This is a genomic window from Dyella sp. M7H15-1, assembly GCF_004114615.1.
Lineage (GTDB): Bacteria > Pseudomonadota > Gammaproteobacteria > Xanthomonadales > Rhodanobacteraceae > Dyella_B.
The window spans coordinates 3,093,607-3,109,055 of sequence record NZ_CP035300.1; the positions used below are offsets into that span (position 1 = coordinate 3,093,607).

The window sequence follows — 15,449 nt, forward strand, 5'->3', positions numbered from 1 at the left end:
ATGCGCATCGCCCTTTGTTCTACGATGGTGCCCTTTGTTCACGGGGGGGCGCGAAATATTGTCGAGTGGCTTCAAACGATGCTTGTGAAAGCGGGGCATGAGGTCGAGCGCGTCTATTTGCCTGAACTTGATGTGCCCGAATTATTGTTTCAGCAAATGATGGCCTTTAGATGGGTGGATTTGAGTGCCGCAGATCTGGTCATATGTTTTCGACCGCAGGCTCACCTGATTCGTCACCCAAACAAGGTTGTGTGGTTTATTCATCATCTTCGAAGCTTTTATGATCTTTGGGATACCGGCTATCGGGGATTTCCAGATGATCTTGGGCATCGAGGTATTCGGGATGCTCTGCGGGCCAGTGACGACGCGGCGTTGGCGGAAGCGCGGCTTATTTTCACCAACTCGAAACAGGTGTCTGACCGACTCAGCGATTTTAATGGTGTGACTAGCGAGGTTCTCTATCCGCCACTGATTGCGCCTGAGCGTTTCTATTGCCGAAGCTTCAACGACGAGATAGTTTGCATTTGCCGTTTGGAACACCATAAGAGGCAGCATCTACTCGTTGAGGCGATGAAGTATACGCGTACGCCGGTGCGCCTGCGTTTGTGCGGCAGTAGTTCCGGATGCGGTTACCCGGAATTACTGCGCCGAGCCATCGAAGGCAACGCGCTTGATAAGCGTATCGTTTTGGATGAACGCTGGATCAGCGAAGAAGAGAAAGTCGAGCTGCTGGCAAGTTGCTTGGCGTCAGCCTATTTTCCCCTAGACGAAGATTCTTATGGCTACCCGAGCCTGGAATCGAGTTATTCGAGTAAAGCCATTCTTACGGCCAGCGATTCGGGTGGCGTGCTCGAGCTAGTTGAGGATGGTGTCAACGGTGTTGTAGTGGACCCGGAGCCACGCGCCATCGCAGTGGCAATGGATAATTTCTACCTGCAAAGAGAAAGAACCAAGGAAATGGGTGTGGCTGCTATGAAGAAATTGAGTGAATTGAATATTTCCTGGGAGCACGTTCTGAGGAGATTGCTAGCGTGAAGATTCTTGTTGTCAACAACATGGCTCCCTTTGTTTGGGGAGGGGCTGAAGAGTTGGCGGTGAATTTGCAACAGAATCTGATCGCGGCTGGTCATGAATCAGAAGTACTCCGCATTCCTTTCCAGTGGGAGCCAGCCTCAAAAATACCCTCGCAGATGTTGCTCGCACGCACCTTGGAGATGTACAACACGGATAGGGTAATAGCCTTAAAATTTCCAGCGTACCTTGTCCGCCACCCGCGCAAAACACTATGGTTACTGCATCAGTACCGGCAGGCTTATGATCTCTATGATGTAGGGCAATCCAACCTTTTCGGGGTGGAAGGTGAGACGCTACGAGGGCTTATCCGTAATGCGGACAATGATGCTTTTCGGGAAAGTGATCGCATTTTTGTGAATTCCGAGGTCACGCGTAACCGTCTAAGGCATTACAACGGGTTTGATGCTCAAGTACTGTTGCCTCCCGTTAACGATCCGGAGAGGTTTGTAGGTGGGTCGGGTAACTATATTTTTGCCGGCGGTAGAGTCAACAGCATGAAGCGCCAGCATTTGCTTGTTGAGGCGATGAAATATGCAACCCCCGATGTGCGTCTGGTCATTGGTGGGCCGCCTGATGCACCCGAAGATGCTATTCGACTGCATGGACTTGTGGAGCGGCTCGGACTGAAGGATCGCGTTCAGCTCGATCTTCGCTTTTTGCCACGGGAAATTTATGCCAACTACATTAATGGAGCCATGGCGGTTGCTTACTTGCCATATGATGAGGATTCACTGGGGTACGTTGCAATGGAGTCTGCCACAGCCGGCAAGGCACTGATTAGCACCCATGACAGCGGTGGAATACTTACTCTTGCTCGGGATCAGCAAACGGGACGCGTTGTTGCTCCGGAGGCTGCCGAGTTGGGAGATGCCATATCTTTCCTTTGGCGAAATCGCGAGGCCACCAAGGCTATGGGGCAGGCAGCCAAGGAGCTATGGCTAAGTTTTGGAATTAATTGGCGTTCGACCGTAGAGGCGCTGCTGCAGTGAACATTGTACTTTTTACTCCAGCGTTGAAGACTTCTGCGATTGGCCGGATGGTTAGTCGTGTGGCCAGCGAATTAATCAAATGGGGACATGTCATCTCTGTGGTAAGAAGTGAAGATATACACCTTATAGCTGAGGCCACACATGATTTTGGCGTAATTCCCATTGCTTGGAATGACGATGAGATGGTCAGGCCACTCATGCAGGATGCTGATTTTGTTGTATACCAGATAGGGGACAACTATTCCTTTCATCGAGGTTGCCTGGAGTGGCTTGCTCGGAAGTCAGGAGTCGTCTGTCTACACGATTTCTATGTCGCTCATTTATTTTTGGGCTGGGCAAGAGATCATGCCTCAGGAGCCAGCCAGGTGGTTGAGCGTTGGTATGGGAAGGGCGCCCCTTCAGCTTTTTTTTCTGCGGCCTCCACCGCAGATTTCATTAGGGATACGCACCAGTCCATGCCTATGACGGAATGGGTTTGCTCAATGGCAACCGGCGTCATTACGCATAGTAGCTGGGGCATTTCCAGGGTCAAAGAAGGTTGCGCCGGACCAGTGCAAGTGGTGCCGTTAGCTTACGATGTCGGTGATACGTTGAATCAAGAGGTCGGGCCACATAACGTTCAATGTGATGCGTCGATCAAGATTTTGACTGTAGGACATGTCAATCCTAATAAACGAGTGGCTAGTGTGATAGGCGCGATTAAAAGCAGCCAGCCTCTGCGGAAGCGTTGCAACTATCAGGTTGTCGGGCCAATACAGGTCCATTCAGTCAATGAATTGGCAGCATTAGCCAGGAATGGTGGCGTACGGCTTCGAATCCATGGAGAAGTAGACTCTCAGGCACTGGCAAGGATGTTCCAATTGGCCGATATCGTTTGTTGTTTGCGCTGGCCTAGTCTAGAGGCGGCCTCGGCATCGGCGATAGAAGCCATGATGCACGGAAAGGCAGTCGTGGTTACCAATACGGGTTTCTACAGTGAGCTTCCTGATGATTGTGTCATTAAAGTTGATCCGATGAACGAGGTGGCAAGTCTTCGTGTTGCATTGGAGCGACTCGCTTTTGATGATGATTTGCGTCAGACCTTGGGAACACGTGCCCGCGCATGGTCGACGAATACATTCACTGCGCACAATTACGCCCGGCAACTGGCTGAAATGGGAAAAATGGCCGCCAGGTCCGCTCCCGTGATTGGAGCTTTACGTCATTTTGCATCTGTGCTGGAAAGCTGGGGAGGAAAAGACATTGATATGGATGAAATAGTGCATCCTCTTCAGCTATTCCAGGATTCAGATTATTCGTGATCTTTAGTCGGAACCAGGCAGACCCCCGCCCCTGCCACTCGCAAGGCATCCTCTTCTCCCTGCTCTGCGTCTCGGGCATGAAGATCACTAACCGATAGCCCATCCGATTACACACATCTTTTTTCGATGTCAGGCCGGGTGAGTAGGGCGTGAGCCCCTCGTTAGGGTGAGGGCGCGACCAGCACGCGAAAACAAAGACTTGTGCGAGAACTGAATCGCTCGCTTCGCCCGGATCCTCACCCGTCTGCCGACACCCTCCCGGAGGGAGAGGGGCTTACCCATCAGATTGTTTCGGATGTGTGTAATCGGACGTGATAGCCGCGGCTAGCCCCGATCAGGCCAATGCCGGTATTTCCCGCCGTCCCCTCCACGATGGTGCCACCTGGGTGAAGCAGGCCCTTCTGTATAGGGTAAATCACTGATTGTTTCAGGGTGTTTTTACGTTTAGACGTCTAAACGTTCATTGACGAGTAAAAAAGGCATAGGTATAGTCAATGCCACTCATCGAGACCGGCTGAGGGACAGGCCCTTTGAAGCCGGGGCAACCTGCAGGATCAACCCTGTAACGGTGCCAACTCCTGCGGAGCGCCCCAAGGCGTCGACCGGAAGATGGGATGTCGTCGATCCATGCCTCAGCATGCTTGATAGGTGGCAGCTCTCTACAGGTTCTCCGCAGGGCGATGCAATCGGAGAACCAGAATGCCGCAACTCGCCAATGCTTCCCTCGACGATCGCCCTACGGCCGTGATCGTGCCCCTGCACTCACGTACTGCGCTGACCGAACAGCGCAGTAGCCGGCGTCTGAGCATGCAGCCAAAATACGGCGACCATGCCAGCAAGGTGGACGTTCGCTACCAATGGACAGGCGCGCCTGACGCACCTACGGTCATCGTACAAGGCGGCATCTCCGCAGACCGTCACGTGGTTGACACCGATCAGGGCGCGCCGGGCTGGTGGTCCGAGTTGGTGGGTCACGGACAGGCCATCGACCTGGCGCACTGCCGCGTGCTGAGCATCGACTGGCTGACGCCCGCTGACTTCGAGGAAAGCCCTCGTGCCGTTTCCAGTGAGGATCAGGCAGATGCGCTTGCCGCGTTGGTGGATGCGCTTGGCATCGTGAGCGTAGCGGCATTTGTCGGGTCATCCTATGGTGCGATGGTTGCACTGGCCTTTGCCGCGCGCCACGCAAGCAAGGTCGACAAGCTTGTCCTGCTCGCCGGAGCACATCGCGCGCACCCTATCTCCACCGCACAGCGTGCTATCCAACGCCAGATCCTTCGCTTGGGGCAGACCACGGGACAGGTGGAGCAGGCACTTTCGCTGGCACGTCAATTGGCCATGACTACCTATCGTGGCAGTGAGGAATTCGCGCGTCGTTTTGCCGGTACGCCAGACTATCGCGAAGGGCGGTTTCACTTCCCGGTCGAGGATTACCTCGAGCACGCCGGCCGCCGCTTCGTGCAGCGTTTCGATGTGGAGCGCTTCCTGGCGTTGTCAGAATCGATCGATCTGCACGACGTTGCACCGGAGGACGTCAATGTACCAGCTACGTTGATTGGGTTCCCATCCGATCGTCTCGTGCCGCTGGCTGATCTGTGCGAATTGCAGCGTCGTCTGCGTGGTTCGGCCACGTTGGAAGTGATCGATTCGCCTTATGGCCACGATGCCTTCCTTAAAGAAACCCATCAACTGGCGCCATTGTTGCGCCAGGTCATTTCCTGTCGTTGTGGAGCCTGAATCATGTGTGCTGATGTCGTAAACGAACCTGCCTCCAGCACTCGCGCGGTACGCGCAGGTATTGAATCGGACACGCAGCACGGCGCGGTTGTACCGCCGCTGCATCTTTCCACCAACTACACGTTCACCGGGCTAGGCGGCAAGCGTGCGTACGACTATTCGCGCAGCGGTAACCCGACGCGGGATTTGCTTGGCAACGCTCTGGCCGATTTGGAGCAGGGAAGCGGTGCCGTGATCACTGCCAGTGGTATGGCCGCGGTGGCGCTGGCTTTGGAGTTGGTGCCCGCCGGTTCGACCATTCTCGCCGCTCACGATTGCTACGGTGGCACATGGCGCTTGTTGGATGCCTGGGCCAAGAAGGGGCGCTTCAACGTGTGCTTTGTTGATTTCACTGACAGCCAGGCACTTGCTGAAGGACTGGCGAGCAAGCCGTCGTTGTTATGGGTGGAAACCCCGTCCAACCCGCTGCTGCGGATTACCGATATTCGCCATGTTGCGCAGGCGGCTCATGCGGTCGGCGCACTTGTGGTGGTCGACAACACTTTTCTTTCACCGGCTTTGCAGCAGCCGTTGGCGTTAGGTGCTGATGTCGTGGTGCATTCCACCACCAAGTACATCAATGGCCACAGCGATGTCGTAGGTGGGGCTGTCGTGGCGCGTGATGCGGCCGTGGCCGAACAGCTCAAATGGTGGGGTAACTGCAATGGCCTTACCGGCGCGCCGTTTGACAGCTACCTAACGTTGCGCGGCCTGCGCACGCTGGGTGTGCGTCTGCGTCAACACCAGGAAAATGCCGAGCGCATCGTTACGCTCCTTGATCGCCATGATGCGGTGCGCAAGGTCTATTATCCGGGGCTCGAGAACCACGCAGGCCACGCACTCGCGACGCGTCAGCAGCAAGGTTTCGGCGCCATGCTGAGTTTCGAGCTGCATGGCGATGTGGCACACATCGCAGCCTTTGTGGACGGTCTCCATTATTTCTCGTTGGCTGAATCGCTCGGTGGCGTGGAAAGTTTGATCGCGCATCCGGCCTCCATGACGCACGCTGCGATGACTCCGGAAGCACGTCGCGCTGCCGGCATCGCCGACACGCTGCTGCGACTTTCCGTCGGTATAGAGGATGCTGAGGACCTGCTGCATGACCTGGACGCAGCGCTGCAGCGCGCACAAGCCGTTTCGGGCGATGCATCCAAACGACGGGTGACTGCATGAGTGCGGTATGGGTCGAGGTGCCGGTACGCAAGCCTGTGCCGATGGCAAAAGCCGATATCGCCATGGTGCTGCTTGGTACTGGGGTGGTAGGCGGTGCGTTCCTGAAGCTGCTACGTACACCGGTCGCCAAACGCTTGCATCTGGTGGGGGCGGCGAATTCGCGCAAGCAACAAACGGATCCAACGCAGCTTGCCGCACGCGATCTGCGTGATCGGCTTAAGCGCGAAGGCACGGCGCGAGATGACGCCGCACTGCTGTCCGCGCTGGATGCGCATCACGCCGAATTGAAGGTCATTATCGACGCGACGGCGTCAACGGAGCTGGCGTCACGTCATGCAGAATGGCTGGCTCGCGATTATCACGTCGTCACCGCCAACAAATCGCTGGCGGGTGGCCGGCTCGCAGGTTGGCGCGAGCTACAAGCTGCGTGTGCCGTGGGTGGTCGTTATGGCGATTCCGCGACCGTAGGCGCGGGGCTGCCGGTATTGTCGACCCTGCGTCGCCTGGGTGATTGCGGCGATAGCTTGCTTACGCTGGAAGGCGTGTTTTCCGGCTCGTTGTCTTATCTGTTCAATCAGTACGACGGCAGTCGTCCGTTCTCTGCGCTGCTGCGCGATGCGCGCAAGCTGGGTTATACCGAACCGGATCCTCGTGCGGATCTCTCCGGCGAGGATGTCGCGCGCAAGCTGCTGATTCTGGCACGCAACGCTGGTTTCGCATTGGGTAGTGACGAAGTGGTGGTAGAAAGCCTGGTGCCCGAAGCATTGCGCGACATGTCTACCGAAGCGTTTCTGGATCGCCTGGAAGAGCTGGACGAATCATTGGCCGCGCTGCATGACAGCGCTCGCGCAAGAGGCCACGTACTGCGTTTTCTCGCACGGCTCAATCAGTGGGGCCGCGCACGTGTTGGTTTGACAGCCGTGCCGCTCAATCATCCTGCCGCACGTTTGTACGGCACGGACAACCAGTTTGCACTGACGACCACGCGTTATCACACGCAGCCACTGGTGATTCAGGGACCCGGGGCAGGGCCGGAGGTAACCGCCCAGGCCCTGCTGGGTGACGTACTCGCCCTGGGTTAGTTGCAATGGGTTAGGCGCGCCGTACTGCGATGTCTTCTTCTTCTGGCGGCAGCACTGGTTGATCCGGATGCAGATGGGTGGCTTCACACGCGGCTTCCACCGCCGGCGTGCGCCATCCGGACTTCACGCCCCACAGATAGAACACCAGGCCGATGGTCGCGACCACGGCCAGATCCATGCCATAAGGTAGGTAGCCTTGGCCACCAAAGGTGGTGCTGCCGGCCCATGACACCGCAGCGATGGTGGGCAAATACACGATCAACCAAAGGGCGGCCTGGAAGTGCCGGCCAAATTCACGCCAGCCCGACCTCGCCTGGTAATAAAGATAGATCGGAAGTGCGACGATCATCAGCAGGATGATTTCGCCGGTAAGCGGCCATTTTGCCCAGTACAACAATTCCGTCGCCATGATGAAGGCCACGCCCGCTAGCACCGGCAGGCCGGCAATCCGCAGCGGTCGATAAAGCTCCGTCGCCGTGCGGCGCAAGGTCATCACACTGACCGGGCCAGTGAGATAGGAAATGATCGTCGCCACCGAGATCACCGCCGCCAGCGTACCCCAGCCGCGGAAGAAGAACAGGAACAGGAAGGACACGGCGAGATTCAGCCACATCGCCGGACGCGGCACACCCCATTGGGGATGAATCCGCCCGAAGAATCTCGGCAAGGTGCCATTTCGCTCCATGCCGTAGATCATGCGCGCCGTGGTTGCTGTGTAGGTCATGCCAGTGCCGCTTGGGCTGATAAAAGCATCGACATACAGCAGCATCGCCAACCAATGCAGGTTGCCGATGATCGCCAGTTCGGCAAACGGCGAACGGAAATCGATACCATGCCAACCCGCTTTGGCGAGCATGTCCTGCGGTACCGCGCCAAGATAGGCAACCTGCAAAATCACATAGATCACGGTCGCCAGCAGAATGGAGCCGACAACTGCGAAGGGAATGCTCTTACCCGGGTTGCGTGCTTCACCCGCAAGATTCACCGGACTCTGGAAGCCGTTGAAGCTGAACACGATGCCTGCGGTGGCGACAGCAGTAAGCACCGCGGGGAAATCGATGGTGTGGCCACCGCCATGAATGCCAACTGAGAAATTTTCGGGATGGAAGCCGCTGGCAATCAGTGCGAGACCGGTGGCGGCAGGCACCACCAACTTGAACACGGTGATCGTGGTATTGGAGCGCGCGAACAGCTTCACACTCCAAAAATTCAGCAGGAAATAAATGATCACCAGCATCGCCGCGATCGTCAGTCCGGTATGGCTCAACTCGCCCACGCCATCAGTCACGTGATACAGGTCGTGCGCCCATTCCCACGGCCAGGAGGCCATGTATTGCACAGAGGCCTCGGCTTCCACCGGAATTGCTGAAGCAATAGCGATCCAATTGGCCCACGCCGCGATAAAGCCGACCAGCGAGCCGTGCGAGTAGTGGCCGTAGCGCACCATGCCACCGGATTCGGGGAACATCGCACCGAGTTCGGCGTAGGTCAGTGCGATCGTCATGATGATCGCTGCGCCCAACACCCAGGCCCAGATGGCTCCGGGGCCGGCCAGGCCCGCCGCTTTCCACGCGCCAAACAGCCATCCTGAGCCAATGATCGAGCCCAAGCCGGTGAGCATCAGGGCGAACGGACCTACATCGCGGCGAATGGCGTTGGAAGAAGACATGCGTACTCCTGCGAAACACGACTCGGCCACCCCGTGGGGCACAAGCGTCCGATAATGACAGACCCAAGCAGGTAGTGTCAGCCCGCGGCGATATCCCTAATATCGCTTCATCCAGAATAAGAGATATACACTAGGGTGACTTGCCGCCACGGACCCTTGCAATGCTGGCCATTAGCTTTGAATTTTTTCCGCCCAAGACCGACGAACAGCGTGCACAGCTCGATCGTGTCGCCAAGGAGCTGAAAGGGCTTAAGCCCGAATATGTCTCCGTCACCTTCGGTGCCGGCGGTTCCACCCTTAGTTATACCGGCGATACCGTGGCACGACTGCACCAGCAGCATGGGCTGGAGGTGGCGCCACACCTGTCCTGCGTAGGCGGCACCCGTCAGGAAATCGCTGACCTGCTCGATACTTACCGCGCCGCAGGCTATCGACGCATCGTGGCTTTGCGTGGCGACCTGCCTTCGGGTATGGCGACGCCTGGGGACTTCCGCTATGCCGTCGAACTGGTGCGCTTTATCCGCCAGCACACCGGCAATCACTTTCACATTGAAGTGGCGGCTTATCCAGAGATGCATCCGCAGGCCGAAGACGTCCAGGCCGATCTGCGCCACTTCAAAACGAAGATCGAAGCCGGTGCGGATGGTGCCATTACGCAGTATTTTTTCAACGCGGACGCGTACTTCCGCTTTGTCGACGATGTACGTCGACTGGGTGTGTCGGTGCCGGTGGTGCCGGGCATCATGCCGATTTCCAACTACGCCCAGCTCAAGCGCTTCTCCGACGCCTGCGGTGCGGAAATCCCGCGCTGGATCGCCAAACGCATGCAGGCCTATTACGACGATGTAGCGTCCATTCGCGCGATGGGGGCTGACGTTGTCGCGCAGTTGTGCCGACGGTTGCTGGAAGGGGGGGCGCCGGGGCTGCATTTTTATACGCTGAATCGGGCAAAAGCGACTCGCGCAGTACTTGATCAGTTGAACGGAATGCATTGACGCATCGGGCTATGCGTGCCGATGTGTTTATCAATCCTGTGCTGATGAGGATGATTCATCGGGAGCCGATTCTTCCCGTCTCCGGGCACGGGCGGGAGAGCACGGGTGATACGAACCGAGGCCGATGACGGCAGTGGTGACACCGAGTCGGTCCATTTCGATGTCGTCCATCACACGGGATGCCTTTGGCTACGCTCGATGGACTGAAGACAAACGGCGTCCGAACCCCTCTGGCGGTATCATGAGCGGTCCCCAACGGAGAACTCCCCATGGCTCAGCAGTACCCCGAATGGATCTGGCAGAACGGCGACATCAAGCCATGGAAGGAAGCCACCACGCACGTCATGTCGCATGCGTTGCATTACGGCTCATCCGTTTTCGAGGGTATACGCAGCTATGTCACGCCGGAAGGCGCGGCGATTTTCCGTCTGACTGATCATCTCAAGCGTCTGTATCAGTCAGCCAAGATCTACGACATGGTGCTGCCGTATTCGCAGGATCAGCTCGCGACCGCATGTCGCGAAGTGATCCGCAAGAATGACTTCGCTGCCGCTTATTTGCGTCCGGTGGCTTATCGCGGCCTTGGCGGCTTCGGTCTTTCTGCTGAAACGTCGATCGACGTCGCGGTGGCGAGCTGGCCGATGGGCCCTTACCTTGGGCCGGAGGCTTTGGAGGTCGGTATCACCGCATGCGTGTCGAGCTGGCAGCGCTTTGCTCCGAACACCATCCCTGCCGGTGCAAAAGCCGGTGGCAATTATCTTTCTGGTCAGTTGATTGCACGCGAGGCACGTCGCCTTGGCTTCGGTGAAGGCATTGCCCTTGCAGCGAACGGCCTGCTCAGCGAAGGCGCGGGTGAAAATCTGTTTCTGGTGTTCGATGGCGTATTGCACACCACGCCAGCCAGTGCGTCGATCCTCACTGGCATCACGCGCGATACCCTGAAGGTGCTGGCTCGCGAAGATGGCATTGATGTGATCGAGCGCGATATTCCACGCGAATACCTCTATCTCGCCGATGAAATCCTGATGTGCGGCACAGCGGCGGAGATCACGCCGATTCGCGAAGTCGATGGCAAGCAGATCGGCAGTGGCAAGGCAGGGCGCGTTACGCGTCGTCTGCAGGAGCTGTACTTCGGCCTGTTCAACGGCAAGACGCAGGACAAATGGGGCTGGCTGGAGCCGGTTTAATGTGATGTGCGCGCCCCTCTCCCTGGTGGGAGAGGGTGCGAATAAAAACCTGGTTGGCGATACCAGCGTAGGTATTGCTGTCGCAGGGCAGTATTAATAGCGATAATGGTCGGGTTTATACGGCCCTTCCACCGGCACGCCGATATACGCCGCCTGTTCAGGAGTGAGCTTGGTCAGCTTCACGCCGATCTGTTCTAGATGCAGGCGCGCCACTTCCTCGTCCAGCTTCTTTGGTAGGCGATAGACCGTCTTCTCATACTTGTCTTTGTTCGCCCATAGGTCGAGCTGGGCCAGCGTCTGGTTGCTGAAGCTGTTGGACATCACAAAGCTTGGATGGCCGTGTGCGCAGCCCAGGTTCACCAGACGACCTTCGGCCAGCATATAGATGCTGTGGCCGCCGTTGTTGGACGAAGTGACGCCAAAGGTATAGCGATCCACCTGCGGCTTGATATTTTCGCGCGTTACATCCCTAGCGGTGTTCAGGCGATCCATCTGGATCTCGTTGTCGAAGTGGCCGATATTGCACACCAACGCGTTGTTCTTCATCGCCGCCATGTGTTCCAGCGTGATGATGTCCTTGTTGCCGGTGGTGGTGACGTAGATGTCGGCGATGCCGAGTGTGTCTTCCACGGTCGCCACCTGGAAACCTTCCATCGCAGCCTGCAAGGCATTGATCGGGTCGATCTCGGTAATGATCACGCGCGCGCCAAAGCCCTTCAGCGAATGCGCGCAACCTTTGCCCACATCGCCGTAGCCACACACCACGGCGACCTTGCCAGCCACCATCAGGTCGGTGGCACGCTTGATGCCGTCGGCCAGCGATTCACGGCAGCCGTACAAGTTGTCGAACTTGCTCTTGGTGACCGAGTCGTTGACGTTGATCGCTGGCACCAGCAGCTTGCCCGCTTCCATCATCTGATAGAGACGATGCACGCCGGTGGTGGTTTCTTCGGAGACCCCCTTCCAGCCGGCCGCGACTTTCTTCCAGAAGCCGGGGCGCTCTTTCGCAGTGCGCTTGAGCAGGTTCTTGATGACTTGTTCTTCGTGGTTGGCGCCGGGCGTGTTGACCCAGTTGTCGCCGTTTTCCATGTCCACGCCTTTGTGGATTAGCAACGTGGCGTCGCCGCCGTCGTCGACGATCAGCTCCGGGCCCCTGACGTTATGAGTACCGTCGCCGGGGTGGGTGAGCATGTCCAGCGTGCAATCCCAGTATTCTTCCAGCGTCTCGCCTTTCCACGCGAACACCGGGATGCCCGCGGCGGCGATCGCGGCGGCGCAGTCGTCCTGGGTGGAGAAGATGTTGCACGAAGCCCAGCGCACCGAGGCGCCGAGTGTGTTCAGCGTCTCGATCAACACCGCTGTTTCCTTGGTCATGTGCAACGAGCCGGACAGGCGCACACCCTTCAGCGGCTTGGACTGCGCATAGCGTGCACGAATCCGCATCAGGCCGGGCATTTCCTCCTCGGCCATGCGGATGCGGCGACGGCCCAACTCGGCCAGTGCGATATCGCGGACCTTGTAGTCGTGCGTATGCGTATCTTGGGTTACAGCATTCATTCGGGATGTCTCCGAGTCTCATGGGAAAACCCGGCCTGGGAAGGCCAGGCCGACGCGGAATCGCGTCATGAGCGCCGTTGCAGTCGAAGCATCCACCGAGCCTGGGTCGTTATGGTGTCCCATAACGCTCGCAGCGCCCCTCGGCGAAGACCTACTATTCTAGTCCCATTAAGGCCAATGGCACTTACTTAAGGATGCTCTGATCTATTCCACGCACCCGTCACCGCACTGTATGCGCGCATACAGTGCGGTGACGGGTGCGTGGAATAGATCAGAGCATCCCTAGCAAGATAAACCGATCCTCATCATCTGAATGATCGGGATCGGCGATCAGCTTGGCTCGCTCATCAGCAAAGGCCGACATGGCCTCATCAAAGCTGAGGCCATGTTTCTTGAAATTGGCAGCGGCCTTGGCTGAATCCCACTCAAAGTGCAGTTCGATCATGGTCAAATCCTGACTACAACGTAATTACGCGTCAAACATTCCCGCCTACGACCACAACTAATCGCCCTCACCCCACGCGAATTCGCCACGCACGAACACCTTGCCCAGCTTGTCGTACTCCCGCTCAACCGCCTTCATCACGTGCCCCATGCCCACCGCTTCGTTTTCGGCGGCGGCATAGAATGCGGCGCGCAGGGCGATGTTGTTGATGTGCCCGCCGCTCAGCGCGGCTTTCGCGGCGAGCAGATCCATGTCGATGTCGCCGGCCAACGGTGTGTCGGCAGGGAATGCCTTGCGCCACAGTTCGCGGCGCTGCTCCGCGCCGGGGAATGGGTATTCGATGATGAACTTGAAGCGCCGCGTGAAGGCGTTGTCGATGTTTTTCAGAAGATTGGTGGAGAGCACCACGATGCCCGGATAGGTTTCGATCCGCTGCAGTAGATAGCCGGTTTGCACGTTGGCGTAGCGGTCGTGCGCGTCGCGTGTCTCGGTGCGCTTGGAAAACAGGCTTTCTGCTTCGTCGAAATACAACACCACGTTCATGGTCTCGGCTTTGTCGAACAGTTGCGCCAGGTGTTTTTCGGTTTCGCCGATGTACTTGCTCAGCACGTTCGCCAGATCCACCCGGTACAGGCCCAGGTTCAGTTCGTTGGCGATGATGGAGGCGGCCATGGTCTTGCCGGTGCCGGTGAGGCCGTGGAACAGCACGCAAAGATTGCGGCTGTTCGGATTGTGCCGTTCGAACCCCCATTGCTCGATCACCCGGTGGCGCTGCCGCGCGTAATGCAGCACGTCTTCGAGCCAGGATCGCGTGGCGTCCGGTAGCACGATGTCGCTCATGCGGTAGCGCGTCTTCACCTCCTGCGCGATGCTGAACTGCTCGCTGACGCTGGCCGCGCGGCAGGCTTCCAGCAGCAGATCCTCGATGGGCGTGCCGTCGTCCAGCAAACGCCTGCTTTCCGTGTCTTTCAGCACCGCGTCGATCTGCGAGGCGGTGAACAGATAGCTGTTGACCAGTTGATCGAGCAGTCCGTCGGACAACGGCAAGGTGTGCCGCTGCGCGCCGTCCCGCCAGATCTGCGTGCGCAAGGCCACGTCCGGCGATGGCAGTTGAATCAGCAGTGGCATCGCCGTGTGCCGCGCATAGCGATGCGCGTGTTCGGCGAGCCGGTGCCACGGGCCGTTGAACGTGACGACGTAGCGCTGGCTTTCCAGCAAGGTATCCAGCACGTTTTCCAGCAGCCCTGGTGCGTCGTCCGTGACGCCATCGCCACTCAGTCGACGACAGTCGGCGAGTACCAGCACGCGGTTACACAGCAAGGCATCCCGGCATAGCAGGCGCAGGCGCCGCAGCATCGCGGCGTGATCGTTGCCTGCCCATTGCCGGCTGTCGAGCCGCGCGCAGCTCATGCCGAGCGCGCCAAACAGCGCGGCGCACACGCGTTCGAGCATGCGCGGGTCCGGTCCTTGCAACTGCAGCACATAGCTCGCGTCGGCCGGAGCATCCGCGCCGCAACGGAGTAGAAAATTCTGCAGTGCGCGGCGCGTGTTCGCATCGATCGGCAAGTTTGCCAGCTCTCCGTCCGGCGCGATGTCCGGCAGCACGTCGGCAAGCCGCAGTTGCGGCGTGGCGCGTCCACAGAGATAGGCGGCAACGGCGGGATCGACACGGAATCCACCGCACAGGCGCAACACGTCGCCCTGCGGCTCGATCTCCAGAATGCGCCAGTGCAGCAGCGCGCCATCGGACAGCAGCGTCGCTTGCACCGCCTCGCGCATGCCTGCCAACAGATGCGCGATTGCCGACAATGGCAGGCAGGCGTCGGCAACGCTTTCGCCGCCGGATGCTTCCAGCAAGGGCGCGCGATACGCGGCATCGAAGTCCGGCAGCATGGCGATCAACAACAGTTGCTGCTCCAGCGCATCAAGCTGGCAGAGCCGTACAAGGTTGATCCAGGGAATGAAGACACCCTGCTCCAGTGTCGCCAGCATGTCTTGTTCGAGCTGCCGCCACGCTGCGGCCAACGCTGCGTCCTGGCCTTGCGCCCATTGTTCGCGCGCGGCATTCAGGCGCGAGGCGAGCGCGGTTTGCGCCGACGGAGCAGCCATCGGCTGCGCCATGATCGCGCGGTCGATGAGCTGATCGGCATAACGGCACAGGGCCGCGATGAAAGCTTCGTTGTCGGCGAAGTGCGGCATCG

12 protein-coding genes, 1 pseudogene and 2 riboswitches are annotated in these 15,449 nt (G+C 58.3%); of the genes and pseudogenes, 8 read left to right on the top strand and 5 right to left on the bottom strand.

Features of this window, described 5'->3' with window-relative positions; translation table 11 throughout:
* From EO087_RS14150 to EO087_RS14160, 3 genes are read left to right on the top strand one after another with little or no spacing between them, the layout of a single operon-like run.
* Entirely contained in the window at positions 1-1,035 is a 1,035-nt protein-coding gene (locus EO087_RS14150) for a glycosyltransferase family 4 protein (protein WP_128899435.1), read from the top strand.
* Positions 1,032-2,063 (top strand): glycosyltransferase family 4 protein, encoded by a 1,032-nt coding sequence (locus EO087_RS14155; protein ID WP_128899436.1) that lies wholly within the window; start codon positions 1,032-1,034, stop codon positions 2,061-2,063. Before EO087_RS14150 ends, EO087_RS14155 begins: the two co-directional genes overlap by 4 nt.
* Positions 2,060-3,364 (top strand): glycosyltransferase, encoded by a 1,305-nt coding sequence (locus tag EO087_RS14160; RefSeq protein ID WP_128899437.1) that lies wholly within the window; start codon positions 2,060-2,062, stop codon positions 3,362-3,364. The genes EO087_RS14155 and EO087_RS14160 overlap by 4 nt, the downstream gene beginning before the upstream one ends.
* 314 nt (positions 3,365-3,678) lie before the next feature.
* Here the strand turns inward: EO087_RS14160 and EO087_RS16950 are convergent.
* Positions 3,679-3,768, bottom strand: a pseudogene (locus EO087_RS16950) (cysteine synthase A); the annotation flags it as partial.
* A 94-nt stretch (positions 3,769-3,862) separates the two neighbouring features.
* Positions 3,863-3,980, top strand: a riboswitch (SAM riboswitch).
* 83 nt (positions 3,981-4,063) lie between these two features.
* Here EO087_RS16950 and EO087_RS14170 point away from each other — a divergent pair.
* The 3 genes from EO087_RS14170 to EO087_RS14180 are packed head-to-tail and all read left to right on the top strand — an operon-like array spanning position 4,064 to position 7,395.
* Entirely contained in the window at positions 4,064-5,101 is a 1,038-nt protein-coding gene (locus EO087_RS14170; RefSeq protein WP_128899438.1) for a homoserine O-succinyltransferase, read from the top strand.
* 3 nt (positions 5,102-5,104) lie between these two features.
* Positions 5,105-6,313, top strand: a complete 1,209-nt coding sequence (gene metB / locus EO087_RS14175) for a cystathionine gamma-synthase (protein ID WP_128899439.1) — start codon at positions 5,105-5,107, stop codon at positions 6,311-6,313.
* Positions 6,310-7,395 carry a homoserine dehydrogenase gene (locus EO087_RS14180; protein ID WP_128899440.1) on the top strand — a complete coding sequence of 362 codons (1,086 nt, stop codon included), beginning with the start codon at positions 6,310-6,312 and terminating at the stop codon, positions 7,393-7,395. Before metB ends, EO087_RS14180 begins: the two co-directional genes overlap by 4 nt.
* 10 nt (positions 7,396-7,405) lie before the next feature.
* On the opposite strand, the gene EO087_RS14185 is transcribed toward EO087_RS14180, so the two are convergent.
* Positions 7,406-9,064: an APC family permease gene (locus EO087_RS14185; protein WP_128899441.1), complete on the bottom strand. Its 1,659-nt coding sequence runs from the start codon at positions 9,062-9,064 to the stop codon at positions 7,406-7,408.
* A 161-nt stretch (positions 9,065-9,225) separates the two neighbouring features.
* Here EO087_RS14185 and metF point away from each other — a divergent pair, with 161 nt between their 5' ends.
* Both metF and EO087_RS14195 read left to right on the top strand, forming a co-directional pair.
* Positions 9,226-10,059: a methylenetetrahydrofolate reductase [NAD(P)H] gene (gene metF, locus EO087_RS14190; protein WP_128899442.1), complete on the top strand. Its 834-nt coding sequence runs from the start codon at positions 9,226-9,228 to the stop codon at positions 10,057-10,059.
* A gap of 269 nt (positions 10,060-10,328) precedes the next feature.
* Complete coding sequence (locus tag EO087_RS14195; RefSeq protein ID WP_128899443.1) at positions 10,329-11,246, top strand: branched-chain amino acid transaminase; 918 nt, start codon at positions 10,329-10,331, stop codon at positions 11,244-11,246.
* Between the two features lie 93 nt (positions 11,247-11,339).
* On the opposite strand, the gene ahcY is transcribed toward EO087_RS14195, so the two are convergent.
* The 3 genes from ahcY to EO087_RS14210 form a co-directional block, all read right to left on the bottom strand.
* A complete protein-coding gene (ahcY, locus tag EO087_RS14200) occupies positions 11,340-12,803 on the bottom strand; it encodes an adenosylhomocysteinase (RefSeq protein WP_128899444.1) in 1,464 nt (487 codons plus the stop codon).
* A 62-nt stretch (positions 12,804-12,865) separates the two neighbouring features.
* Positions 12,866-12,951: riboswitch (S-adenosyl-L-homocysteine riboswitch) on the bottom strand.
* Between the two features lie 123 nt (positions 12,952-13,074).
* Positions 13,075-13,248, bottom strand: coding sequence for a BrnT family toxin (locus EO087_RS14205; protein ID WP_128899445.1), 174 nt, complete (start codon positions 13,246-13,248; stop codon positions 13,075-13,077).
* Between the two features lie 57 nt (positions 13,249-13,305).
* Positions 13,306-15,447, bottom strand: coding sequence for an ATP-binding protein (locus EO087_RS14210; protein WP_128899446.1), 2,142 nt, complete (start codon positions 15,445-15,447; stop codon positions 13,306-13,308).
* Positions 15,448-15,449 lie beyond the last annotated feature (2 nt).